This is a genomic window from Rhizobium sp. RSm-3 (assembly GCF_001854685.1).
Classification (GTDB): domain Bacteria; phylum Pseudomonadota; class Alphaproteobacteria; order Rhizobiales; family Rhizobiaceae; genus Rhizobium; species Rhizobium ecuadorense.
Map to the genome: position 1 here is coordinate 50026 of NZ_MAWZ01000060.1, position 21787 is coordinate 71812.

At 62.3% G+C, this 21787-nt stretch carries 24 protein-coding genes; 15 read left to right on the forward strand and 9 right to left on the reverse strand.

Annotated features, from left to right (window positions below; translation table 11 throughout):
- Positions 1-18 precede the first annotated feature (18 nt).
- Both BBJ66_RS31695 and BBJ66_RS31700 read left to right on the forward strand, forming a co-directional pair.
- Entirely contained in the window at positions 19-960 is a 942-nt protein-coding gene (locus BBJ66_RS31695; RefSeq protein WP_071093172.1) for an electron transfer flavoprotein subunit alpha/FixB family protein, read from the forward strand.
- Positions 961-1168: 208 nt separating this feature from the next.
- Positions 1169-2050, forward strand: a complete 882-nt coding sequence (locus BBJ66_RS31700; RefSeq protein ID WP_018069239.1) for a 3-hydroxybutyryl-CoA dehydrogenase — start codon at positions 1169-1171, stop codon at positions 2048-2050.
- Between the two features lie 178 nt (positions 2051-2228).
- Here BBJ66_RS31700 and tlpA read toward each other — a convergent pair whose 3' ends face one another.
- On the reverse strand, positions 2229-2891 hold the full coding sequence (gene tlpA, locus BBJ66_RS31705) for a thiol:disulfide interchange protein TlpA (RefSeq protein ID WP_049732452.1): 663 nt from the start codon (positions 2889-2891) through the stop codon (positions 2229-2231).
- Between the two features lie 38 nt (positions 2892-2929).
- On the opposite strand from tlpA, the gene argH reads away from it, so the two are divergent.
- From argH to BBJ66_RS31725, 4 genes are all read left to right on the forward strand, one after another.
- Positions 2930-4330, forward strand: coding sequence for an argininosuccinate lyase (argH, locus tag BBJ66_RS31710; RefSeq protein WP_071093174.1), 1401 nt, complete (start codon positions 2930-2932; stop codon positions 4328-4330).
- Positions 4331-4462: 132 nt separating this feature from the next.
- Positions 4463-4657, forward strand: coding sequence for an LPS translocon maturation chaperone LptM (gene lptM, locus BBJ66_RS31715; protein WP_049732457.1), 195 nt, complete (start codon positions 4463-4465; stop codon positions 4655-4657).
- Between the two features lie 11 nt (positions 4658-4668).
- Positions 4669-5937, forward strand: coding sequence for a diaminopimelate decarboxylase (gene lysA / locus BBJ66_RS31720; protein WP_049732450.1), 1269 nt, complete (start codon positions 4669-4671; stop codon positions 5935-5937).
- A 165-nt stretch (positions 5938-6102) separates the two neighbouring features.
- Entirely contained in the window at positions 6103-8787 is a 2685-nt protein-coding gene (locus tag BBJ66_RS31725; RefSeq protein ID WP_071093176.1) for a TIGR02302 family protein, read from the forward strand.
- A 105-nt stretch (positions 8788-8892) separates the two neighbouring features.
- Here the strand turns inward: BBJ66_RS31725 and BBJ66_RS31730 are convergent, their stop codons facing one another.
- The gene (locus tag BBJ66_RS31730) at positions 8893-9252 is read right to left on the reverse strand and encodes a response regulator (protein WP_071093178.1); all 360 of its coding nucleotides are present in this window, start codon (positions 9250-9252) and stop codon (positions 8893-8895) included.
- A 139-nt stretch (positions 9253-9391) separates the two neighbouring features.
- A complete protein-coding gene (gene hpt / locus BBJ66_RS31735; protein ID WP_003567049.1) occupies positions 9392-9934 on the reverse strand; it encodes a hypoxanthine phosphoribosyltransferase in 543 nt (180 codons plus the stop codon).
- Between the two features lie 327 nt (positions 9935-10261).
- Here hpt and BBJ66_RS31740 point away from each other — a divergent pair, with 327 nt between their 5' ends.
- A complete protein-coding gene (locus BBJ66_RS31740) occupies positions 10262-10798 on the forward strand; it encodes a hypothetical protein (RefSeq protein ID WP_071093180.1) in 537 nt (178 codons plus the stop codon).
- 109 nt (positions 10799-10907) lie between these two features.
- Positions 10908-11150 (forward strand): hypothetical protein, encoded by a 243-nt coding sequence (locus BBJ66_RS31745; RefSeq protein WP_071093182.1) that lies wholly within the window; start codon positions 10908-10910, stop codon positions 11148-11150.
- A gap of 159 nt (positions 11151-11309) precedes the next feature.
- On the opposite strand, the gene BBJ66_RS31750 is transcribed toward BBJ66_RS31745, so the two are convergent.
- Positions 11310-11960 (reverse strand): hypothetical protein, encoded by a 651-nt coding sequence (locus tag BBJ66_RS31750; RefSeq protein WP_071093408.1) that lies wholly within the window; start codon positions 11958-11960, stop codon positions 11310-11312.
- Between the two features lie 205 nt (positions 11961-12165).
- On the opposite strand from BBJ66_RS31750, the gene ftsE reads away from it, so the two are divergent.
- From ftsE to BBJ66_RS31770, 4 genes are all read left to right on the forward strand, one after another.
- Complete coding sequence (gene ftsE / locus BBJ66_RS31755) at positions 12166-12825, forward strand: cell division ATP-binding protein FtsE (RefSeq protein ID WP_003567051.1); 660 nt, start codon at positions 12166-12168, stop codon at positions 12823-12825.
- Complete coding sequence (locus tag BBJ66_RS31760; protein WP_049732448.1) at positions 12818-13831, forward strand: cell division protein FtsX; 1014 nt, start codon at positions 12818-12820, stop codon at positions 13829-13831. The genes ftsE and BBJ66_RS31760 overlap by 8 nt, the downstream gene beginning before the upstream one ends.
- A gap of 67 nt (positions 13832-13898) precedes the next feature.
- On the forward strand, positions 13899-14615 hold the full coding sequence (locus BBJ66_RS31765) for a YdcF family protein (protein ID WP_049732447.1): 717 nt from the start codon (positions 13899-13901) through the stop codon (positions 14613-14615).
- A gap of 198 nt (positions 14616-14813) precedes the next feature.
- Positions 14814-15611, forward strand: coding sequence for a lysophospholipid acyltransferase family protein (locus tag BBJ66_RS31770; protein WP_071093184.1), 798 nt, complete (start codon positions 14814-14816; stop codon positions 15609-15611).
- A gap of 1 nt (position 15612) precedes the next feature.
- Here the strand turns inward: BBJ66_RS31770 and BBJ66_RS31775 are convergent, their stop codons facing one another.
- Entirely contained in the window at positions 15613-16143 is a 531-nt protein-coding gene (locus BBJ66_RS31775; protein ID WP_049732445.1) for a gamma-glutamylcyclotransferase, read from the reverse strand.
- A gap of 50 nt (positions 16144-16193) precedes the next feature.
- On the opposite strand from BBJ66_RS31775, the gene BBJ66_RS31780 reads away from it, so the two are divergent.
- Positions 16194-17210 carry a DUF2125 domain-containing protein gene (locus tag BBJ66_RS31780; RefSeq protein ID WP_049732444.1) on the forward strand — a complete coding sequence of 339 codons (1017 nt, stop codon included), beginning with the start codon at positions 16194-16196 and terminating at the stop codon, positions 17208-17210.
- A 12-nt stretch (positions 17211-17222) separates the two neighbouring features.
- On the opposite strand, the gene BBJ66_RS31785 is transcribed toward BBJ66_RS31780, so the two are convergent.
- From BBJ66_RS31785 to BBJ66_RS31800, 4 genes are all read right to left on the reverse strand, one after another.
- Complete coding sequence (locus BBJ66_RS31785) at positions 17223-17642, reverse strand: GNAT family N-acetyltransferase (RefSeq protein ID WP_071093186.1); 420 nt, start codon at positions 17640-17642, stop codon at positions 17223-17225.
- 9 nt (positions 17643-17651) lie between these two features.
- Entirely contained in the window at positions 17652-18578 is a 927-nt protein-coding gene (locus BBJ66_RS31790) for a prephenate/arogenate dehydrogenase family protein (protein ID WP_071093188.1), read from the reverse strand.
- Positions 18575-19684, reverse strand: a complete 1110-nt coding sequence (gene hisC / locus BBJ66_RS31795; RefSeq protein WP_071093190.1) for a histidinol-phosphate transaminase — start codon at positions 19682-19684, stop codon at positions 18575-18577. The genes BBJ66_RS31790 and hisC overlap by 4 nt, the downstream gene beginning before the upstream one ends.
- Before the next feature lie 78 nt (positions 19685-19762).
- The gene (locus BBJ66_RS31800) at positions 19763-20539 is read right to left on the reverse strand and encodes a class I SAM-dependent methyltransferase (RefSeq protein WP_028756431.1); all 777 of its coding nucleotides are present in this window, start codon (positions 20537-20539) and stop codon (positions 19763-19765) included.
- Positions 20540-20592: 53 nt separating this feature from the next.
- On the opposite strand from BBJ66_RS31800, the gene gloB reads away from it, so the two are divergent.
- Positions 20593-21363: a hydroxyacylglutathione hydrolase gene (gene gloB / locus BBJ66_RS31805; protein ID WP_071093410.1), complete on the forward strand. Its 771-nt coding sequence runs from the start codon at positions 20593-20595 to the stop codon at positions 21361-21363.
- Positions 21363-21785: a cupin domain-containing protein gene (locus BBJ66_RS31810; protein ID WP_071093192.1), complete on the forward strand. Its 423-nt coding sequence runs from the start codon at positions 21363-21365 to the stop codon at positions 21783-21785. Before gloB ends, BBJ66_RS31810 begins: the two co-directional genes overlap by 1 nt.
- Positions 21786-21787: the final 2 nt, after the last annotated feature.

The window sequence follows — 21787 nt, forward strand, 5'->3', positions numbered from 1 at the left end:
GAAAGAGAGAACACCATCATGACCATTCTTCTTCTGGCCGACCACGACAATGTCAGCCTTTCCGACCAGACCGCCAAGGCGCTGACGGCAGCGACCCAGATCGCCAAGGGACAGGCAAGCGACGTTCACATCCTCGTCGCCGGCAAGGGCGCCAAGGCTGCGGCCGATGCCGCGGCCAAGCTCGCCGGTGTGGCGAAGGTGCTGCTGGCCGAAAGCGACGAACTCGCCAACAATCTCGCCGAACCGCTTGCCGACCTGATCGTCTCACTGGCCGGTTCCTATGACACCATCCTCTCGGCCGCCACCTCGACCGGCAAGAACGTGCTGCCGCGCGTCGCCGCCCTGCTCGATGTCGCCCAGGTCTCGGAAATCATCGAGGTGATCTCATCCGACACCTTCAAGCGGCCGATCTATGCCGGCAATGCCATCCAGACGGTGCAGGCAAGCGATGCCAGGAAGGTCATCACCGTGCGCACCGCCTCGTTTGCCTCGGCATCTGAAGGCGGCTCGGCAACGGTGGAGGCGATCCCGGCAATACAAAATCCCGGTCTGTCGCGTTTCGTCGGCGATGCGCTGTCGGCCTCCGACCGTCCGGAACTGACGTCTGCGAAGATCATCCTCTCCGGCGGCCGGGCGCTCGGCTCTGCCGAGAAGTTCAGGGAAGTCATCCTGCCGCTTGCCGACAAGCTCGGCGCTGCCGTCGGCGCCTCGCGTGCGGCCGTCGATGCCGGTTATGCGCCGAACGACTGGCAGGTCGGCCAGACCGGCAAGGTGGTGGCGCCGCAGCTTTATATCGCCGCCGGCATCTCCGGGGCGATCCAGCATCTGGCCGGCATGAAGGACAGCAAGGTGATCGTCGCCATCAACAAGGACGAGGAGGCGCCGATCTTCCAGGTTGCCGACTACGGTCTGGTCGCCGATCTGTTCGAGGCTCTGCCGGAACTGGAAAAGGCGCTCTAAGCACCTCGCGCAAAGACCGAAAGCGCGAGAAGCGAATCTAAAAGATCGCGGCGCGCTTCAAACGCGTCAAATGCCTTTCTTTCGCACTTGCGAATGACTGGAAAATTATCTTTTATCGGTCTACTACTGCTGCCGGGCGATCCTTTCGTCCGGCAGTATGCTAAAAAATGCGGCAGCGCGGGGGCGAATGCCGTGCGGGGGTTTGGAGATGAATGCGGTGTTGAAGAATATTGGGATTATCGGTGCCGGCCAGATGGGCTGCGGCATCGCGCATGTTTCGGCCGCCGCAGGTTACAGGGTTCACATCTACGATCTCTCGCAGGATCGCATCGAGTCCGGCCTTGCCACCATCAACGGCAACCTGGCCCGTCTGGTGACGAACGGCAAGATGACCGAAGAGGAACGCAAGTCGACCTTGTCGCTCATCACAGGCTCGTCCGATGTCAATGATCTCGCCCCGTCCGATCTCGTCATCGAGGCCGCCACCGAGGATGAGACGGTCAAGCGCAAGATCTATGCGCAGGTCTGTCCGGTCCTGAAGCCGGAAGCGCTGCTTGCCACCAACACCTCTTCTCTTTCCATCACCCGGCTTGCTGCCGCCACCGACCGCCCCGAACGCTTCATGGGCATTCATTTCATGAATCCGGTGCCGGTGATGAAGCTGGTCGAACTGGTGCGCGGCATCGCCACCGATGAGAAGACCTTCTCCGCCGCCAAGGAATTCGTCGGCACGCTGGAAAAGACCATTACCGTCGCCGAAGACTTCCCTGCCTTCATCGTCAACCGCATTCTGCTGCCGATGATCAACGAGGCGATCTACACGCTCTATGAAGGCGTCGGCACGGTCGACGCCATCGACACGGCGATGAAGCTTGGCGCCAACCACCCGATGGGGCCGCTGCAGCTTGCCGATTTCATCGGCCTCGACACATGCCTCTCGATCATGCAGGTGCTGCATGACGGCCTGGCGGACTCGAAATATCGCCCCTGCCCGCTGCTGGTGAAATATGTCGAAGCCGGCTGGCTCGGACGCAAATCCGGCCGCGGCTTCTACGACTATCGCGGTGAAGTGCCGGTTCCGACGCGGTAATCAGACATCATCAGAAAGGGCGAATGGACCGAACGCCCGCGAAATGCTTTCCTTGCCGTGAATGGGAGGAAACGCCATGTCGACTGAAACACCAATGTTCCTGCTGCAATGCTGCGTGCTTATCGGGCTTGCGGGCGTCTTTCTCATAAAAGGCGATGGCGACTCCTGACCGATAGCCTTACGATCCGATCGCACCCTTGATCAGCGCCTTGGCATCGTCGCTGTCCCAGGCAGCCGGGCCGTTCATTGCCGAAATCAGGCATCCCTTGTCGTCGAGCAACAGCGTCACCGGCAGCCCCATGGCGAGGCCCTCCTTCTTCAGGCTGTTGAACACCGCAATCGTATTGTCGCGATAGAGCTGCAGCGCATCGACGCCGGTCTCGGCGAGGAAGGTCTTCGGCTTCTCGTCGTCGCCGCTGTCGATATTGACCGGCACGACCTGGAACTTGTCGCTGCCCATCTCCTTTTCCAGCGCGTTCAGCGCCGGCATCTCCTCGCGGCAGGGCACGCACCATGTCGCCCAGAGATTGAGGAGCACGGTCTTGCCGGCGAAATGATCGAGCGTCAGCGGTTTGCCGTCCGGCCCGTTGAAGGAGACCGCGGTCAGCTTGCGTGGTTCATAGGCGGCGACCATGGCGGCCACCTGCCCCTTCATCAGCGGCGTGACGCTGGCGATGCGATCCCGGGTAAGCTTGCATTCGGCCGAAGCCGTTTCGCCGCCGCCATTGCCAATCCCCGTCTCCTTCACGTATACCGCTGCCGCACCGGCAACGACGCCCGCAACGGCGGCTATCGCGATCCATTTCACGGATGGCAGCCCGAGGGATTTCTTTGTCGTCATTTCATTCTCCAGGACATGCATTCAAGGCGGGCACCTTCATGGCCGACACTACGGATACCAAATCTTCAAACCAGATGTGGGGCGGACGTTTCGCCTCCGGCCCGGACGCGATCATGGAGGAGATAAATGCCTCGATCGGTTTCGACAAGAAGCTTTTCGCGCAGGATATCCGCGGTTCGATCGCCCACGCGACCATGCTCGCCCATCAGGGGATCATATCGGCCGACGATAAGGACAAGATCGTTCACGGGCTAAACACGATCCTGTCAGAAATCGAAAGCGGCAATTTCGAATTCTCGCGCCGGCTCGAAGATATCCATATGAATATCGAAGCGCGCCTGGCGACGCTGATCGGACCGGCCGCCGGCCGGCTGCACACCGCCCGCTCACGCAACGACCAGGTGGCGCTCGACTTCCGCCTCTGGGTGAAGGAAGAGCTTGAGAAGACCGAGAAGATGCTGACCGGCCTGATCGCCGCCTTCCTGGACCGCGCCGAAGAGCATGCCGAAAGCGTCATGCCGGGCTTCACCCATCTGCAGACCGCTCAACCCGTGACCTTCGGCCATCATTGCATGGCCTATGTCGAAATGTTCGGCCGCGACCGCTCGCGCGTGCGCCACGCCATCGAGCATCTGGACGAAAGCCCGATCGGTGCGGCGGCCCTTGCCGGCACCGGTTATCCGATCGACCGCCATATGACCGCCAAGGCGCTCGGTTTCCGCGAGCCGACCCGCAACTCCATCGACACCGTCTCCGACCGCGACTTCGCCATCGAATTCCTGTCGATCGCCGCGATCGCAGGCATGCACCTGTCGCGCCTGGCCGAAGAGATCGTCATCTGGTCGACCCCGCAATTCGGTTTCGTGCGTCTCTCCGACGCCTTCTCCACAGGCTCGTCGATCATGCCGCAGAAGAAGAACCCGGACGCCGCCGAACTGGTGCGCGCCAAGACCGGCCGCATCAACGGCTCGCTGGTCGCCCTTCTGACGATCATGAAGGGCCTGCCGCTCGCCTATTCCAAGGACATGCAGGAAGACAAGGAACAGGTCTTCGACGCGGCCGAGAGCCTGGAACTGGCAATCGCCGCCATGACCGGCATGGTGCGCGACCTGACCGTCAACACCGCGCGCATGAAGGCGGCGGCCGGCTCCGGCTTTTCGACGGCGACCGATCTTGCCGACTGGCTGGTGCGCGAAGCGGGCCTGCCCTTCCGCGATGCCCATCACGTCACCGGCCGGGCCGTGGCGCTTGCCGAAAGCAAAGGCTGCGATCTTGCCGAACTGCCGCTCGCCGATCTGCAGGCGATCCATCCTGATATCACCGACAAGGTCTATGACGTGCTCACCGTCGAAGCCTCGGTCGCCAGCCGCAAGAGCTTCGGCGGCACGGCGCCCTCCGAAGTCCGCAGGCAGATCGCCTTCTGGCGTGCCCGCAACTGAGAGATATCAGGCGGCACAAGCCGCCGGGGCCTTGCCGCATAGGCGGCAAAGACCGTCCAACAATCAGGGTGCACAAGGCGGATAAACTTCGCTATGACAAAGTCCATCAAAATGCCGCCGAAGAGGATATCCATGCAGAAGAGCTTGCCGCACCTCATCCGCCTGACGGCGGTTCTCGCCGTCATCGGCCTTGCCGTTGCCGGATGCGGGCGCAAAGGCGAACTCGATCCGCCGAGTGCTGCGGCATCCAAGGAAGGTGACGTTTCCAAGCCGACGAAACAGCCGGGAACCGTCGACAAGCCCTTCCTTCTCGATCCCCTTCTTTAAGGCATAAGCCCGTGAACCATTTCGAGTACCGCGACGGCGTCCTGCATGCCGAAAACGTCCCCGTTCCCGAGATCGCCAGGGCGGTCGGAACGCCCTTCTACGTCTATTCCACTGCGACGCTGGAGCGCCATTACCGGGTCTTCTCCGAAGCCTTCGCCGAGATGGACTCCATGGTCTGCTACGCGATGAAGGCGAATTCGAACCAGGCGGTGCTGAAGACGCTCGGCCGCCTCGGCGCCGGCATCGACGTCGTCTCCGAAGGCGAGCTGCGCCGCGCGCTCGCCGCCGGCATTCCGGCCAGCCGCATCATGTTTTCAGGTGTCGGTAAGACGCCGCAAGAGATGGATTTCGCTCTCGAGGCAGGCATTTACTGCTTCAACGTCGAATCCGAGCCCGAGCTTGAAATCCTCAACCAGCGCGCCGTCAAGGCCGGCGCGAAAGCGCCGGTCTCCTTCCGCATCAATCCCGATGTCGATGCGAAGACCCATTCGAAGATCTCGACCGGCAAGAAAGAAAACAAGTTCGGCATCTCCTGGGAGCGTGCCCGCGCCATCTATGCCCATGCCGCCAAACTGCCGGGCATCGAAGTCACCGGCATCGACATGCATATCGGCAGCCAGATCACCGAATTGCAGCCCTTCGACGACGCCTTCAAGCTGCTGCACGATCTTGTCGCGACGCTGCGCGCCGACGGCCACAGCATCGATCACGTCGATATCGGCGGCGGCCTCGGCATCCCCTATAAGGACGACAACAATCCGCCGCCGCTGCCGGACGCCTATGCGGCGATCGTCAAGAACCAGCTGCGCGGCCTCAACTGCAAGATCATCACCGAGCCCGGCCGCCTGATCGTCGGCAATGCCGGTATCCTGGTGACCGAGGTCCTCTATGTGAAGGACGGCGGTGAGAAGACCTTCGTCATCGTCGACGGCGCGATGAACGATCTGATCCGCCCGACCCTCTACGAGGCCTATCACGAGATCCGCCCGGTGACGATTTCGGCGGCGAACGCCCCGCGCATCCGCGCCGACGTCGTCGGCCCCGTCTGCGAGACCGGCGATTATCTGGCGCTCGACCGCGAGATGGCGATGCCGAAGCCAGGCGACCTGATGGCTGTCAGCACGGCCGGCGCCTATGGCGCGGTGCAGGCCGGCACCTATAACAGCCGGCTGCTGGTGCCGGAGGTTCTGGTCAAGGGCAGCGATTTCCATACGATTCGCCCGCGCAGAACCTATGCGGAGCTGATCGGCCTCGACTCGGTTCCCGCCTGGCTCGACTAAGCAGCCATCACTTTTTGGCGAATAAACGTGAAAAGCCGGTATTGCCGGCCGCTCGCCCTCGCCTTCGCCACAAAGAGTGTTATCCTTGTCAGTGATGAGCGTATTGCCCTGCAATCGCCGGAAGCGCCCTCTGTTTCAGAACGCCAGATCGCGGAGACCGGACCGATGACAAGCCCCTCAAGGCAGAGGAAAGGTGCGTTTGCGCTCCGCCCCTCGCTTGCCCGGCTGGTGACGATAAAACGCCTGCTGGCGCGCGTGGTGCTGTTTTTCGAGCAGTTGCTGCCGCCCTTGATGCCCGTCCTGGCAGTCATCGCCCTTTATCTCTCGGCCTCCTGGTTCGGGGTCTTCCGCAGCGTGCCGGACTGGCTGCGCATCCTGCTTTTGATTGCCTTTGCCGCCGCCTTTCTCGTCTCGCTCCTGCCCTTGCGCAGCCTGCGCTGGCCGGGCGTCGCCGAAGCCGACCGCATGCTGGAAGAGCGCAACGGCCTGCCGCACCAGCCGGTCACCGTCCAGGAAGACGAGCCGGCCTTCGATACGCCCTTCGCCCGGGCGCTCTGGCGCGAGCACCAGACCCGCATGGCCGAAAAGATCGCAGCCCTCGATGCCGGACTGCCGCGGCCGGATATCGCTGCGCATGACCGTTTCGCGCTGCGCGCCGTACCGGCGCTGCTGCTGGTCACCGCCTTTGCCTATTCGCTCTCCATCAACGGCGGCTCGCTCGGCGACGCGTTTCAGGCGGCACCCGAGCAGGTGACGGTCGATCCGGCGGTGCGCATCGATGCCTGGGTGACGCCGCCCGCCTATACCGGCCGCGCCCCGGTCTACCTGACCGCCGACGGCAGCGAGCAGGCGCCGATCGGCATTCCGCAGTTTTCGGGCCTCTCCGTCCGTGTCAGCGGCGGAAAGACCGCCGAAAAGGTCGTGTTCCGCAAGGCGAACGGCCAGGCGCAGGATATTGCCGTGCAGGCGGACGCCAAGCCGCAGCAGGCGACGGCAGCAGGCAGCGAACAGCCGAAGACGGCCCCGACCGGCCAGGCCTCCACCGGCCAGCCCCCCGCCAGCCAGGCACTTGTCGCCCAGACGCATGTGATGAAGCTCGAAGAGAATGGCGCCCTCGAAGTCAACGGCCGCCGCTGGAGCTTCGAGGTCCAGCCCGACAAGGCGCCGGAGATCGCCTTCGACGGTTTGCCGAAGCCCAGCGTCAACGGCGCGCTTGAAATCGGCTTCACCGTCAAGGACGATTACGGCGTCCAGGAGGCGCATGCGGAGATCGTCCCTCTGGAAAACGATCCGGCGGCGACGCCGCTCTATCCCTTGCCGGAATACCGGCTGGATATTCCCCGCCGCAATGCCCGCGACGCCAAGGGCGTGACCAGCCGCAACCTGACCGAACATCCGCTTGCCGGCAAGCGCGTGCGCGTGACGCTCGTCGCCAGGGATGGCGCCGGCCAGACCGGCCGCAGCCCGCCGCATGAGATGATCCTGCCGTCGCGGCCCTTCAACGAGCCGCTTGCCGCGGCCGTCGCCGAGGAGCGGCAGGTTTTCGCGCTCGACACCCGCAAGATGCCGCAGGCGATTGCGCTGAACGAGGCGCTGACCATCCGTCCCGAGGAGACCATCCCCAAGCTCACCAATTATCTGTTGCTGGAATCCGCCTTGACCCGCATGAAGCTCGCAAAAAGCGACGAAGCGCTGAAGGATACGGCCCAGTATCTGTGGGAGATCGCTCTCGGCATGGAGGACGGCGATCTTTCGCTTGCCGAGCGCAAGCTGCGCGAGGCTCAGCAGAAACTTGCCGACGCGTTGGACCGCAACGCGCCGGACGAAGAGATCAAGAAGCTGATGGATGAGCTGCGTAAGGCGATGCAGGACTATATGACCGAGCTTGCCCAACGCATGCAGAACGCGCCGATGCAGCCGAACCAGAACGCCCAGAACATCCTGCGCCAGCAGGATCTGGAACGGATGATGGACCAGATCGAGAATCTCGCCCGCTCCGGCAATCGCGACGCAGCCCAGCAGATGCTGTCGGAATTGCAGCGCATGATGAACAACCTGCAGGCGGGCCGGCCGCAGCGTGGTCAGCAGAATCAGGAAAACAGCGAGGCCCGCAAGCAGATCGACAAGCTCGGCGAGATCCTGCGCGACCAGCAGAAGCTGATGGACCAGACCTTCCGTCTCGACCAGCAGCTCAGGGACCGCATGCAGCGCGGCGAACCCGACATGGGCGAGAACGATCCGCTGCTCGACGAAATGAACCCCGGAGAGAATGGCGAGCCGCAGGATCAGCAGCAGGGTCAGCAAGGCAAGGACGGCCAACAGCCCTCCGACCAGATGACCGCCGAGCAGCTGCGCGAGGCGTTGAAGCAGCTGCGCGCCCAGCAGGATGCGCTCGGCAAGCAGCTCGGCGAATTGCAGAAAAGCCTCGGCGAATTGGGTATGAAGCCCGGCCCCGGCTTCGGCCAGGCGCAACGCGAGATGGAAGGTGCGGGCCGTGAACTCGGCCAGGGCCGCGGCCAGCCGGCCGTCGAGGGCCAGGGCCGCGCGCTCGAAGCGCTTCGCCAGGGCGCCCGCGACATGATGAACCAGATGATGCAGGCGCAACAGGGCCAGCAGGGCCAAGGTCCGAACGGCCAGGTGGGCCAGGGGGATCAGAATGGCCGCGACCCGCTCGGCCGGCTACGTCGGAACCAGGGGCCGGAGTTCGGCGACAACAGCGTGAAGGTGCCCGACGAAATCGACGTTCAGCGCGCCCGGGAAATCCTCGACGCGATCCGCGAAAAGCTCGGCAACAATCCGCCGCAGGAAATGGAACGGCGGTATCTCGAACGGTTGCTGGATATTCAGTAAGGCTTACGCCGCCGTATAATGGATCGGCGGCGCGCTAAGCGATATGTCACGCAAAACTGTGCATGACGTCGCCCGAGACCGGCTCAGGCGTTTGGGCATCATGCTTCAGGCGACGAGCGCTCTGGCGACCGCCTTGCGGATATCGGGAAGCGCGAATGGCTTGGCGACGACGTCGATGATCTTTTCGGCAAGATCGTCGGCCCGTTCGCGCTGCTCGGCATAGCCGGTCATCAGCAGGATCTTCAGGCCGGGAAAGGCATCCTTTGCCTGATGGGCGAGTTCGATCCCGTCCATCACGGGCATGCGGATATCCGAAAGCAGCAGGTCGTAGGCCCCCTCCCTCAGCTTCTCCAGTCCCTCGGCGCCATCGGCCGCTTCATCGGTCTCGTGACCGTCGAGCCTGAGCGCCCGGGCTACGAAAGACCGCAGGGAGTCCTCGTCTTCCGTAATCAGAATTCTTGCCATATGTGCATTGCTCCGTCTTCAGCCCACGACGGAAATCACCAGACTTTCCTTTTCGATCGGTAAAGATATCGAAGCGATGGGCGGAATGGTTAACAACCCGTCTCGAATGGCAAGGCGGCCTCTGCCATTATGCGGCAGCTCAGGCGTCGCCGGTCACCACGCCGACGAAGGGCAGTTCGCGAAAGGCATAGGCAACGTCCATGCCGTAGCCGACGACGAAATAGTCGGGGCATTCGAAGCCGACATAATCAGCCTCCAGCTTTTCCTTGCGCTTGACGCGCTTGTCGAGCAGCACGGCGATGGTGACGTTGCGCGCGCCGCGCTCGAACAGCAATTCCTTGGCAAACAGCAGCGTCCGGCCGGATTCGAGGATATCGTCGATCAACAGGACGTCGCGGCCGTGGACGTCGCTATCGATATCCTTGACGATGCGCACACCCTGCGAGACCGTACCGATGCCATAGCTCGACAGCGTGATGAACTCGACCTCCGGAGCAAGGCCGCTATCATGCAGGGCACGGATCAGGTCGGCGGCGAAGATGAACGACCCCTTGAGCACGGCGATGACGAGCAGGTCCTTGGTCGGGCCGTTGGCGATCTCCCGCGCCATCGAATGATTGCGCTCGGCGATCTGCTCGGCAGTGAAGAGCGGCTCGATATTTTTTCCGCGCACGACAGGCATAAGGGCTTGCTCCATGAAAAGAAGGGTAAGCCGTTAGCACATATGCGAGCGTGAAACAGCCTCGCAGGTTATGAAATTAACGCGGAATTAGCATCAAATGCCGCCAATCACCACTCTCGGCCGATCGCGGAGATGTTCAATCCGGCGTCTTGCACCGGTAAGGTCATGTCCAAACACGAAAGACGCGATAGCACCAATATCGTAGGCTCCGTGTGATCCGACATGCATCACTTTCCCGGCTCTAATTCCTGCGAGGCAATTGCAACTTGCTGCGAAGACATTATCGTCAAACGCGGAAGTTGAATCAACTCGTGACAGGAAGCAGTTGTGGCGATTTGCACGCATCCGGAATTTACCGAAGACCGCAGCCGGGAGCAGCGACTTTCCGTCCTGTTTCCCGGTGACATATTTCATGCCGACGACGACGAACGATGCATTCCATTGACATGTATCGTGGTCGGGCTGGATGCCGATACGATTTTCGCACGCAGATTAACGACACAGGAAAACCTGACTTTTGATCGCAGGACAGGAGCGATCTCGGGGAGCGATGCGGGATATCGAGGTGCGATTACTTCTATAGAACCGCTTCCGGCGGACAATCATGCGACCCTGATAGGGCTGGATCGCCGATACCGTTTGTCGAACAGGAGCACCGACAACACGAAGCTGACGCGGTCAGAGAAGGACACGTTGCTATTCCTTCCCGGCCATTACGCGAGCCATCCCATCAACGAACACACGCCGGCTTACGAGCGATCCGAACCAACCACATCGGTTGACCTCATTCTGAAGACTTTCGAAACGGGTTTCAGTCAGCTAGACCGTGGAGAAGCTGGCGCTCCCGACCGGTCAACAGATTGACCAACAAATGGCCGCGGTGCCTACTCTCCTCCTGGATACTGACAAATGAACTCTGGCGAGACTAAACTGAAGTCATTCTGGATAAAATACTGCACAAAGGAGGAATCGCATGAGCTCGCCGGTCTTCAAGATTTTAAGGCTACTTGATGAGGCTGGGATAAAATACCTCATCAGCAGGTATCGCGACGAGACAATCGATATTCACGCGACACTGGTCGGCGAGCGAATTGAGATATCGGTTTTCGAGGACGATCATGTGGAAATTTCCCGTTTCTTCGGAAATGAAAACGTTCTGAACGGCGACATCTTGTCCGACATTATCGCTGGATACGTGGGAGAAAACGAAAAGTAGGAGCGACACACGACGACCGGAATTTAAGTTTTTAACTATTTTCCGTTTCCGTGGGCCGTAACCAACCAGGACGCGCCGCAAGCCTGAGCGATCCAGTATGAAATAAAACGCCCGATGATCTGGTTCGAATTTCAGTTTCGTCCAGGTTTCCAGTGCTCTCTACGGCAGGAACGAAAGCCGGACCTCCGGCAGTTTTCCGCCGGCATGCTGCACACGGGCCGAGAAGCCCCGGCTTTGGCCGCCATAAATGACATCGGAGGGCGGATTGATGACGATGCTGGCGGTCAGCCGCTCGTCGGTGACGAGATCGGCGCGGATCGGTTGCACCGTCTGCGTCGTGCCGCTGTCGTTTTCGATGATGCCGTTAATATCAAGCACGCGCATGCCGTTCGCGTCGCGCGGCGTCACCGTCACATGGGTAAAATGCAGCGGCGCTCCGGAATAGGCAGGCTTGGCGGAAAGGCCGGAAAAGCCGCCCGCAAGCCCGAAGACGAGAACGGCGAGCGCCAGCACCAAACCTGCGAAGCTCCACAGCGAAGCGCGCTGCAGGAAGGATTCCAGATCGCGCAGGACAGCTGCCATTACGGGCGTCGGCAGCGCCTGTGCCGCCTGAGCGCCAGCCGCGCGCCTGCGGCTGTCGTTATAGGTCCTTGCGGAAAATTCCTTCGGTCGGACTTTGCCGAGCGTCACGAATTCGGCGTCGGAAATATCGGCGGGACGCGCCGCGCGGTATTGGCGGGCGGCAGGTTCCGGCGGCAGGAAATCATAGGCCTGGCCCGGTGTCCGGCGGCTGAAGGAGGATGCTTCCATGGTGGCTGCCTCGCAGATGTCCACATGGTTTCGCTGCCAGAGGAAATCTGGCATTGAAACGAATCCTGCTCAGTCGTAAATTTTAATGGTTAATGCTTCGCAAAGATCGCCATCAATCGGGCGTCTTTCCGGCAAAATTTACCGGCTGTTAACGGTGTTGGTTAACAAGTCACGCGGTGAAACCCACAACAGACTGAGCTGCCCGTTGATCCACTTCGAGAATGTCGGTTTGCGCTATGGCATGGGCCCGGAAATCCTCCGGGACCTGACCTTCGATATTCCGAAGAAATCCTTTCAGTTCCTGACGGGCCCATCGGGGGCCGGCAAAACCTCGCTGCTCAGGCTGCTTTTCATGTCGCTGCAGCCGACACGCGGCCTGATCCGCATGTTCGGGCGCGACATTTCCGAAATCCCGCGCCCCGAACTGCCGCTGCTGCGCCGCCGCGTCGGCATCGTCTTCCAGGATTTCCGCCTGCTCGATCATCTCACCACCTATGAGAATGTCGCCTTGCCCTTACGCGTGCGCGGCAAGGACGAGAGTTCCTACAAGACCGACGTCCTGGAATTGCTGAAATGGGTCGGCCTCGGCGAACGCATCAACGTGCTGCCGCCGGTACTCTCCGGCGGCGAGAAACAGCGCGCCGCGATCGCCCGGGCGCTGATGGACCGGCCGGAAGTGCTGCTTGCCGACGAACCGACAGGCAATGTCGACCCGCCGATGGCCAAGCGCCTGCTCAATCTTTTCCTTGAGCTGAACCGCCTCGGCACCGCCGTTGTGATTGCCACGCATGACCTGGCGCTGATGGAACAGGTGGAGGCCCGCCGCATGATCCTCTCGGGGGGGCATCTCGATATCTATGACTGAGCCCCCATCCAGAAACCCGGACAAGACGCCTGGCAAGGCGGAGCAGAAGCGGCCGGAAATGCGCGTACGCCCGACCGCGCCGATCCTGCCGCCGTCCAACATCCAGGGCAGCGCCCTGATGGTGGTGATATCGATCATGGCCTTTCTCGCCTGCCTGACGCTCGGCGGCGTCAGCATGGTGCGTTCGACGGCGGCAAGCTGGGAGAGCCAGATCTCCCGCGAGATCACCATCCAGATCAAGCCGGACGACAATCTCGACATGGAAAAGGCGCTGACCCAGGCGCGCGACCTGGCGCTGACCTTCGTCGGCACCAAGAGCGGCCAGATCGTCGACGAGGCGGCGACCGCCCGCCTGCTTGAACCCTGGCTCGGCCCCGGCCTCGATCTCAAGGATCTGCCCGTTCCCCGCCTCGTCATCATCACCATCGACGAGAGCAATCCGCCGGATTTCGATTCCATGCGGGCGCTGCTGAAAGACAGCATCCCGCAGGCCACCCTCGACGATCACCGCACCTGGGTCGACCGGCTGGTGTCCATGGCGCACACCACAGTCATGATCGGCACCGGCATCCTGCTGCTGGTCTTCTCGGCGATGGTGCTGACCGTCGTCTTCGCCACGCGCGGCGCGCTGTCGGGCAACCGCCACATCGTCGAAGTGCTGCATTTCGTCGGCGCCGAAAGCTCCTTCGTCGCCACCGAATTCCAGAAGCATTTCCTGAAGATCAGCCTCAAGGGCTCGGCGATCGGCAGCGCCCTTGCCGCGCTCTTTTTCGCCACCGCCGGCTTCTGGCAGAGCCGCACCCTGGCCACCCCGGAAACGGACCAGGCGACCGCGCTCTTCGGCACCTTCTCCGTCGGCGTGCTCGGCTATGCCGGCATCTTCGCGACGATGATCGTCATCGCCCTTCTGACGACGTTTACGGCGCGGCTGACCGTCATGCGGACGATCTATGAAATCGATACATTGCGCTCGGACCCGACACGCACCGACGGCATTGCGAGTTGATCGTGACCATGCCGTTTTGTCATGAAAGCGTCTGTTCCGCGCCGCAATCAGCGTATAGTCACGATTCATGACCATGGGAGACACGACACCCAACCCGATTCATCAGGACCCGGGGCTTGACCGCCCGGCGGCTCTGCCGCCGCGGCGCGGGCTGTTCCGCCGCCTGTTGCGCTGGGGCGGTTTCGCCTGCGTGCTGGCGATCGCGCTGGTGTTCGGCGGTTTCCTGCGGTTTGCCGATTCGGTCACGACGCTGAAGCCCCCGGCCGAACCGAAGGCCGATGCGATCGTGGTGTTGACGGGGGGCTACCAGCGCATCGACCAGGCCGTGGAGCTGCTGCAGAAAGGTGCCGGCAAGCGCTTGCTCATCTCCGGCGTCCACCCGACGACGACCCCGGCGCAGATCCGCAGGATGACGCAGGGCTCGGCCGATCTCTTCTCCTGCTGCGTCGATATCGGCTATGATGCGATCGACACGATCGGCAATGCCGAGGAAGCTTCGAACTGGATCCACGCCAAGGGCTATCGCAGCGTTCTGATCGTCACCAACAACTACCACATGCCGCGGAGCCTCGCCGAGCTTTCCTATGTCGATCCCGACATTGAGTTCATCGCTTATCCCGTGGTCAATTCGGATTTGAAGAGCCGCAACTGGTTCACCGACCCGAATGCGATGCGCGTCATGCTGGCCGAATATGTCAAAGTGCTGCTGACCGGCGCCCGCAACATCACCGGCTTCGGCCGCCACACCGGGCTGCGCTCGGCAAGCGCCTCGGGCGAGAACTGACGGTTTTACCAGAGCATGACGCCGAAAAGTGTGAGCGGTTTCCTCATGACATCACGCTCCAACTCTTTAATTTAAAACAGGATTCAGATTTTAGGCCCGGCCAAAAATCTGATTCCTGTTCTGGGACGTCATCAAACGCTTTTTATGGCGGGCAATATCGTGTAGGCCGGTCGCGTGAGCATGCCTCGGGAAAGTTTCATGATCGCCCTGCGTTCCGTCCTCTTCAACACGATCTTCTACGCCAATCTCATCATCCGGATGATCGTGCTCTCGCCCTATTATTTCCTGGCGCCGCGCCTGACCGCCTATGCGATCCCGAAGAACTGGGCGCGCTCCAATCATTGGTTGATGCGGGTGATCGTCGGCACCACCTTCGAGATCGAAGGCTTGGAGAACCTGCCGGATGGCAGCTACATTCTGGCGCCGAAGCACCAGTCTTTCTGGGATACCTATGCGCTGCTGCCCTGGCTGAAGGACCCGGTCTACATTCTGAAGCGCGAGTTGATGTGGATTCCGCTGTTCGGCTGGTATGCCAAGAAGCAGCGGGTGATCCCGGTCGATCGCGGCGCCCGCGGCAAGGTGATGGTGGAAGTGCTCAAGCGCACGAAGGAAGAGCTCTCGACCGGCCGCCAGCTGATCATCTATCCCGAGGGCACCCGCCGGCCGCCGGGCGCCGAGCCGGTCTATAAATACGGCATCGCCCGCATGTACCGCGATCTCGCCATCCCCGTGGTGCCGATCGTCATGCACCCCGGCCTGTTCTGGCCGCGGCGGAGCATTCGTCGTTATCCCGGCCATTTCAAGGTGAAGATCCTGCCGCCGATCATGCCGGGAATGGATCCGGACGCGTTTTTCGCCCATCTGATCGAAGTATCGGAGCGGGCAAGCGACGAGCTTCTGCTCGAAACCGTGGAACGCAATCCGCATGTGCCGCTGCCGCCGACAGCGCTCGAAAGACTGGCAGAGCTTCGTAAGCTGAAAGCAGCGACCGCTTAAATCAAGCGGCGCGCAGCCGCTCCACTTCGTCGACCACCTGTTCCAGCCAATGGTCGCGAATGCCCATCTGCTGCAGATGCGCCAGCGTGTTGAAGACATAGGCATCGTTGGGGCCCGACTGGCCCTTGGCCTCGTTCACCACCCGTGCCGCCGCCAGCGCGTCGAGCGTCCCGGCATATTGCTCGTGGTCGCGATCAGCGATGTAAGTCACCGCCTCCATCCGACGCCGGCCGGCAAGCTGCAGCTGCACCCGGCGTTCCAGGTAGACATTGGTCACCAGCTCGCGGGCGCGGAGATAATCGATCACCTCATCCCATTTTTCCGGGGAAATGCGGAACGCCATGCCGCGGCAGGCGCCGCCCCTGTCGAGGCCGAGAACCAGGCCGGGATTGTCGCGCGTACCGCGATGGACGAAAGAGCGGACGCAGAGCGAGCGCCTGTAGCCGTAGATCAGAGCCTCTGCCCGCTCCATGAATTCGAAGCCCGGATTCCACATCAGCGAACCGTAGCCAAATACCCAAAATTCGTCCATATCGCACGCCAGACCGGAATCACATTTGCGATTCACCATTGGAGAACATCATGGCAGCGTCAAGCCAATCCGGCAGCAGCCAATCCGGCAGCGGTAAGAAATTCTGGCTGCTGGGCGGCGGCATCCTCCTGGTGATCGCGCTTTATACCGGCGGCTGGTTCTATGCGGCATCGACGCTGAAGACCACGGTGCTGAAGGCGATCGCACCGCGCGACCAGGCCGGCGTCAGCGGCGAATGCTCCGATATCGAATTCCGCGGCTATCCTTTCCGGATCGGCCTGTTCTGCTCCAAGATCGATGTCGACGACACTGTCAATGGCGTCTCGGCCACCTTCGGCGCGCTGCGTTCGGCAGCCCAGGTCTATGCGCCCGGCAATATCGTCTGGGAGCTCGATTCGCCGGCCGAGATCCGTACCAGCAACGGCCTTTCGATCTCGGCGCAATGGGCAAACCTGCAAGCGAGCCTGGCGACGAGGCTCAGGGGCATCGACCGCAGCTCGACTGTCATCGAGGGTCTGAAGGCGACGGCGGTCTCCTCCTACACCGGCCAGACCATCAGTTTCGATGCCGCCCGCACCGAAATCCATCTGCGCCAGAACGGAGCCGATCTCGACGGCGCGATCTCCGTGCAGGATGCCAACACCGCGATCAAGGACTGGCCGCAGATCTTCCCGAAATTGTCTGCCAGCATCGATCTGACCGTCGCCGGCAAAGCCGGCCTGATCGACGGCAGTGACCCGAACGGCCTCAACGGTGCCTCCGGCGAACTGCGCCGCATCGTTGCCGACATCGGCGACGGCAAGGTGATGACGCTGACGGGCCCCTTCTCCTTCGACGAACGGGGGCTGCTCTCGGGAAAATTCAAGCTGGAGATCGAGCAGCTTGGTCCCTGGGGCGACAGCCTGAAACAGGCCTTCCCGGATATCGCCCCGACCGTCAAGACAGCGACGAAGCTGCTGCAGTCGCTGGCCGGCGGCAAGGACAAGGTCTCGGTCGATCTCGTCGTCGATCGCGGCAACGCCACCGTCAGCGGCTTCATCCCGCTCGGCCGGATTCCGCCGATCTGAGCCTGTCGCCTTTCAGGCTAAGCGCTTGATGAAAAAGACCTCCGGCACCGATTGGAGTCCAGGCAGCTCGATCGCGCCGGTTTCGGAAAATCCGTTGCGGCGATGCCAGTCCTGCGGCCGGCTCTCGTCGCATTCGCTCGAGGTCATCAGCAGGCGGGCGCCTTCGCCGCGCATCGCGTCTTCCCAGGCGAGAAACAGCGCCGTCCCGACGCCCGATCGGCGGTGGCCGGGCAGAACGCGGATCATTTCCATGTAGGGAACCCTGCCCCAGAAGCGGGAGAAGCGCAGGAAGCCGACGAATTCACCGGCCTCCCGGGCGACGAGATATTCGCCGAGCGCCACGCATCGCGATACCCATGCCTTGCCGGCACTGGCATCCTCGCGAGCCAGCCAGTCGATATCGGCCTGACTTGCGCTCGCCACCTCCACCATCGGACGCGGCTACTTCTTGTCCAGCGCGTGGGGGCGGCCGAAATCCGGTGCGTCGACATCCTGGCCGGCCTGGACGATCGAGCGGCGGATGGCGCGCGTGCGGGTGAAGAGTTCGAAGATCTTGTCGCCCTCGCCCCAGCGGATCGCCCGCTGCAGATAGGCGAGATCCTCCGAGAACCGCGCCAGCATTTCGAGGATCGCATCGCGATTGTGCAGGCAGACGTCGCGCCACATGGTCGGATCGGAGGCGGCAAGACGGGTGAAATCGCGAAAACCGGAGGCCGAATATTTGATAACCTCAGACTCCGTCACCGTCTCCAGATCATCGGCTGTGCCGACGATATTGTAGGCGATGATATGCGGCAGGTGCGAGACGATCGCCAGCACCTTGTCGTGATGCTCCGCATCCATCTCGTCGACCTTCGAGCCGAGCGCTTCCCAGAAGCTGCGCAGCCGTTTCAGCGCCGTCTCGTCGGTGCCGGCGACCGGCGTGAAGATGCACCAGCGGCTTTCGAAGAGACCGGGAAAGCCGGCATCGGGGCCGGATTTCTCCGTGCCGGCCAGCGGATGGCCGGGGATGAAATGCACGCCGGCCGGGATATGCGGCTGCATCTGCGCGATAACGGAGGCCTTGGTGGAGCCGACATCGGTAATGATTGCCCCGGGTTTCAGGCTTGCCGCGATCTCTTTCGCCACACTTTCCGAAGCGCCGACCGGCACCGAGACGATCACCAGATCGGCATCCTTGACGGCATCGGCCGAAGAGGTCGTGTAGCGGTCGCCGAGGCCGAGCTCTTCGGCCCGCTTCAGCGTATCGGGGCTGCGTGTGGCGACGACGATCTCCCTTGCAAGGCCGAGCCGCCGGATATCGTAGGCAAGCGAAGAGCCGATCAGACCGATGCCGATCAGCGCGATACGATCGAACTGCACGTTCATGCCTTGTGTCCCATAAATTCACTGAGCGCGTCGATGACGCCGCGGTTGGCCTCTTCGGGGCCGATGCTCATGCGCAGCGCATTGGAAAAGCCGTAACTGCGCACCGCGCGCAGGATGTAGCCGCGGCTCGTCAAGAGATCGTCGGCATCGGCGGCGCGCTTGCCGTCGATCTCGGGGAAATGGATGAGCACGAAATTGGCGACGGATGGCGTCACCTTCAGGCCGATCGCTTCCAACGCCTGGGTCAGCGTCTCCAGCCACATCTGGTTGAAGGAGACGGCCTGCTGAACGAAGGCCTGATCACGGATGGCCGCGGCACCGGCGGCGATCGCCGGCGCGTTCAGGTTGAACGGCCCGCGCACGCGGTTCACCGCATCGACGATCTCGGCCGGCGCATACATCCAGCCGACGCGCAGCGCCGCCAGTCCGTAGGCTTTCGAGAAGGTGCGGGTCATCACCACATTGGCATTGGAAGACACGACCTCGATGCCGGCTTCATAATCGTTGCGGCGGACATATTCGGCATAGGCGGCGTCGAGCACCAGGACGACATGTTTCGGCAGCCCGGCCTGCAGGCGGCGGATTTCGCTAACCGGGACATAAGTGCCTGTCGGATTGCCGGGATTGGCGATGAAGACGATCTTCGTTTTCTCCGTCACTGCGGCAAGGATCGCATCGACATCGACGGTGTGATCCTTTTCCCTGACGACCACGGGCGTGGCGCCGGCGCCCTGGATCTGGATCTTGTAGACCAGGAAACCGTGCTCGGTGATGATGCCCTCGTCGCCGGCGCCGAGATAGACATGGCAGAGCAGGCCGAGCAGCTCGTCGGAACCGTTGCCGCAGAGGATGTTTGCCGGGTTGAGGCCATGCACGGCGGCGATCGCCTCGCGCAATTCCACCGCCTGCCCGTCCGGATAACGCCCCAGATTGTCGGCAGCCGTCTTGAAGGCTTCGACCGCCTTCGGGCTGGCGCCGAGTGGCGTTTCGTTGGACGAAAGCTTGTAGACGCGGGCAACCCCCGGCGCATGTTCCTTGCCCGGCACATAGGATGCGATATCGAGAATACCGGGACGCGGAACGGGCTTGCTGATCTCTACGCTCATGGGTCGACCTTGGAATTGCCGGAAAGGACCACGTGGCATTAAAGCGGAATGCCGGTCTTGTCGAGAGCCGGGACGGTGTCACCGGTTGCGCGTGGTAGGCACGCCGTGGGGTGCCAGAACCGGCACGAAAACGCGGCGGGAGGCGCGTGCGGCGACCGGCAGCCCCTGATAGAGCCGCTTCTGCGCCTCGACGATGATGACGCCTGAAAAAGCCGGCCACAGCGTCCGGCCGATCCGCTCGAAGGCGCGGCGAAGCCGCAGGATGGTCCTGAGCTTCGAGGGCGGGAAGAACAGCGCTTCGGCCGTCGCGCCGGGGGTGAAATTCGTCTCGCGCAGCAGATGCGTCAGCTGACCGCGGGAATAGGGCCGGCCCGAGCCGAAGGGCGTATGTTCCATCCGCGCCCAGACGCCGCGCCGGTTCGGCACGACGATGACCAGCCGTCCGCCCGGCGCCAGCACCCGCCAGAGTTCCTTCAGCGTTTCGCGCGGGCTTTCGGCAAATTCCAGTGAATGCACCATCAGCACCCGGTCGATCGAGGAATCCGGCAGCGGCAACTCCTCGTCGAAGACCAGTGTCGTCGACGACAGCGAGCCCATCGGCCAGTTCACCGCGCCCTGCCCGGCCGGCATGAAGGCGAAGGTCCGCTCGGTGTCGGCCTGGAAGCGGTCGAGGAAGGGCACGGCATAACCGAGGCCGACCAGCCGCTCCTGCGGCAGCCGGACCCAGAGCGACGACAGCGCCATGGCGATCGACTGCTCGGCAAGACGCCCGAGCTCGGAGTGGTAGAACTGGCGTAGGTCGACGATATCGGCGTGCATTGCGACAAATGTTATCAGCGGGCGGTTGGACTTCAAGGCCGGACCCTCTACATTTCCGCGAGACTCGCATGACAAGGGACTATTGCACGATGAAACCTTTGGAATTGGACGTTTTTCTCTGCCGCACCGACAATTTCGGCGTTCTCGTCCACGACCCGGAAACTGGATTTACCGCGGCGATCGACGCGCCGGAGGAGGCGCCGATCCTGCAGGCGGCGGCACGCCGCGGCTGGAAGATCACCCATATCTTCACCACCCATCACCACACCGACCATGTCGCCGCCAACCTGGCGCTGAAGGAGCAGTTCGGCTGCGAGATCATCGGCCCGATCAACGAGGCGATCGCCATCCCCGGGCTCGACCGGACGATGGCCGATGGCGACAGCTTCCTTTTCGGCGATCACACCATCAACGTCATCGAGACACCCGGCCACACCGCCGGCCATATCTGCTATCACTTCGTCGACGACAAGCTGCTCTTTGCCGCCGACACGCTGTTCGCGCTCGGCTGCGGCCGGCTGTTCGAACGCCCGGCGGCCGACATGTGGCATTCGCTGCAGAAGCTTGCCGTGCTGCCCGATGAGACCGCCGTCTATTTCGGTCACGAATACACTTTGTCCAACGCCCGCTTCGCACTGACGGTCGACCCCGGCAACGAGCGGCTGAAGAGCCGCGCCGCCGAGATCGAGGCCTTGCGCGCCGACGGCAAATTCACCATCCCGACGACGCTGGGGCTGGAAAAGGAAACCAACCCCTTCCTGCGCGCCGCCGATCCGGCGATCCGCCGCAATCTGCTGATGGAAGGCAAGACCAATGAAGAAGTCTTTGCCGAGATCCGCAAGCGCAAGGACAATTTCTGATGTCGCCCGAGGACATCATCCGCGCACTCGCCATGCAGCCGCATCCGGAAGGCGGCTGGTACGCCGAGACCTTCCGCGATATGGCAGGCGGAGAACGCGGCCATTCGACGGCGATCTATTACCTCCTGACCAGGGGACAGCGTTCGCACTGGCATCGCGTCCATGACGCGGTGGAGGTCTGGCATTATTACGCCGGCGCGCCGCTTTCGCTGCACCGCTCTGAAGACGGAACGGCAAGCGAGACCCTGACGCTCGGAACCGATCTGGCGGCCGGCGAGCGGCCGCAGGCGATCGTTCCCGCCAATTGGTGGCAATCGGCCGAAAGCCTCGGCGATTTCACCCTTGTGGGATGCACCGTCTCGCCCGGCTTCGAATTTTCGAGCTTCGAGATGGCCTCGCCGGGCTGGACGCCCGGCGGCTGAAA

What these genes read in the sequence shown, in the direction of transcription:
- BBJ66_RS31695 (WP_071093172.1), top strand. Translation starts at nt 19, where the DNA reads ATGACCATTCTTCTTCTGGCCGACCACGACAATGTCAGCCTTTCCGAC.
- BBJ66_RS31700 (WP_018069239.1), top strand. Translation starts at nt 1,169, where the DNA reads ATGAATGCGGTGTTGAAGAATATTGGGATTATCGGTGCCGGCCAGATG.
- tlpA (WP_049732452.1), bottom strand. Translation starts at nt 2,891, where the DNA reads ATGACGACAAAGAAATCCCTCGGGCTGCCATCCGTGAAATGGATCGCG.
- argH (WP_071093174.1), top strand. Translation starts at nt 2,930, where the DNA reads ATGGCCGACACTACGGATACCAAATCTTCAAACCAGATGTGGGGCGGA.
- lptM (WP_049732457.1), top strand. Translation starts at nt 4,463, where the DNA reads ATGCAGAAGAGCTTGCCGCACCTCATCCGCCTGACGGCGGTTCTCGCC.
- BBJ66_RS31725 (WP_071093176.1), top strand. Translation starts at nt 6,103, where the DNA reads ATGACAAGCCCCTCAAGGCAGAGGAAAGGTGCGTTTGCGCTCCGCCCC.
- BBJ66_RS31730 (WP_071093178.1), bottom strand. Translation starts at nt 9,252, where the DNA reads ATGGCAAGAATTCTGATTACGGAAGACGAGGACTCCCTGCGGTCTTTC.
- hpt (WP_003567049.1), bottom strand. Translation starts at nt 9,934, where the DNA reads ATGCCTGTCGTGCGCGGAAAAAATATCGAGCCGCTCTTCACTGCCGAG.
- BBJ66_RS31745 (WP_071093182.1), top strand. Translation starts at nt 10,908, where the DNA reads ATGAGCTCGCCGGTCTTCAAGATTTTAAGGCTACTTGATGAGGCTGGG.
- BBJ66_RS31750 (WP_071093408.1), bottom strand. Translation starts at nt 11,960, where the DNA reads ATGGAAGCATCCTCCTTCAGCCGCCGGACACCGGGCCAGGCCTATGAT.
- BBJ66_RS31760 (WP_049732448.1), top strand. Translation starts at nt 12,818, where the DNA reads ATGACTGAGCCCCCATCCAGAAACCCGGACAAGACGCCTGGCAAGGCG.
- BBJ66_RS31765 (WP_049732447.1), top strand. Translation starts at nt 13,899, where the DNA reads ATGACCATGGGAGACACGACACCCAACCCGATTCATCAGGACCCGGGG.
- BBJ66_RS31770 (WP_071093184.1), top strand. Translation starts at nt 14,814, where the DNA reads ATGATCGCCCTGCGTTCCGTCCTCTTCAACACGATCTTCTACGCCAAT.
- BBJ66_RS31775 (WP_049732445.1), bottom strand. Translation starts at nt 16,143, where the DNA reads ATGGACGAATTTTGGGTATTTGGCTACGGTTCGCTGATGTGGAATCCG.
- BBJ66_RS31780 (WP_049732444.1), top strand. Translation starts at nt 16,194, where the DNA reads ATGGCAGCGTCAAGCCAATCCGGCAGCAGCCAATCCGGCAGCGGTAAG.
- BBJ66_RS31785 (WP_071093186.1), bottom strand. Translation starts at nt 17,642, where the DNA reads ATGGTGGAGGTGGCGAGCGCAAGTCAGGCCGATATCGACTGGCTGGCT.
- BBJ66_RS31790 (WP_071093188.1), bottom strand. Translation starts at nt 18,578, where the DNA reads ATGAACGTGCAGTTCGATCGTATCGCGCTGATCGGCATCGGTCTGATC.
- hisC (WP_071093190.1), bottom strand. Translation starts at nt 19,684, where the DNA reads ATGAGCGTAGAGATCAGCAAGCCCGTTCCGCGTCCCGGTATTCTCGAT.
- gloB (WP_071093410.1), top strand. Translation starts at nt 20,593, where the DNA reads ATGAAACCTTTGGAATTGGACGTTTTTCTCTGCCGCACCGACAATTTC.
- BBJ66_RS31810 (WP_071093192.1), top strand. Translation starts at nt 21,363, where the DNA reads ATGTCGCCCGAGGACATCATCCGCGCACTCGCCATGCAGCCGCATCCG.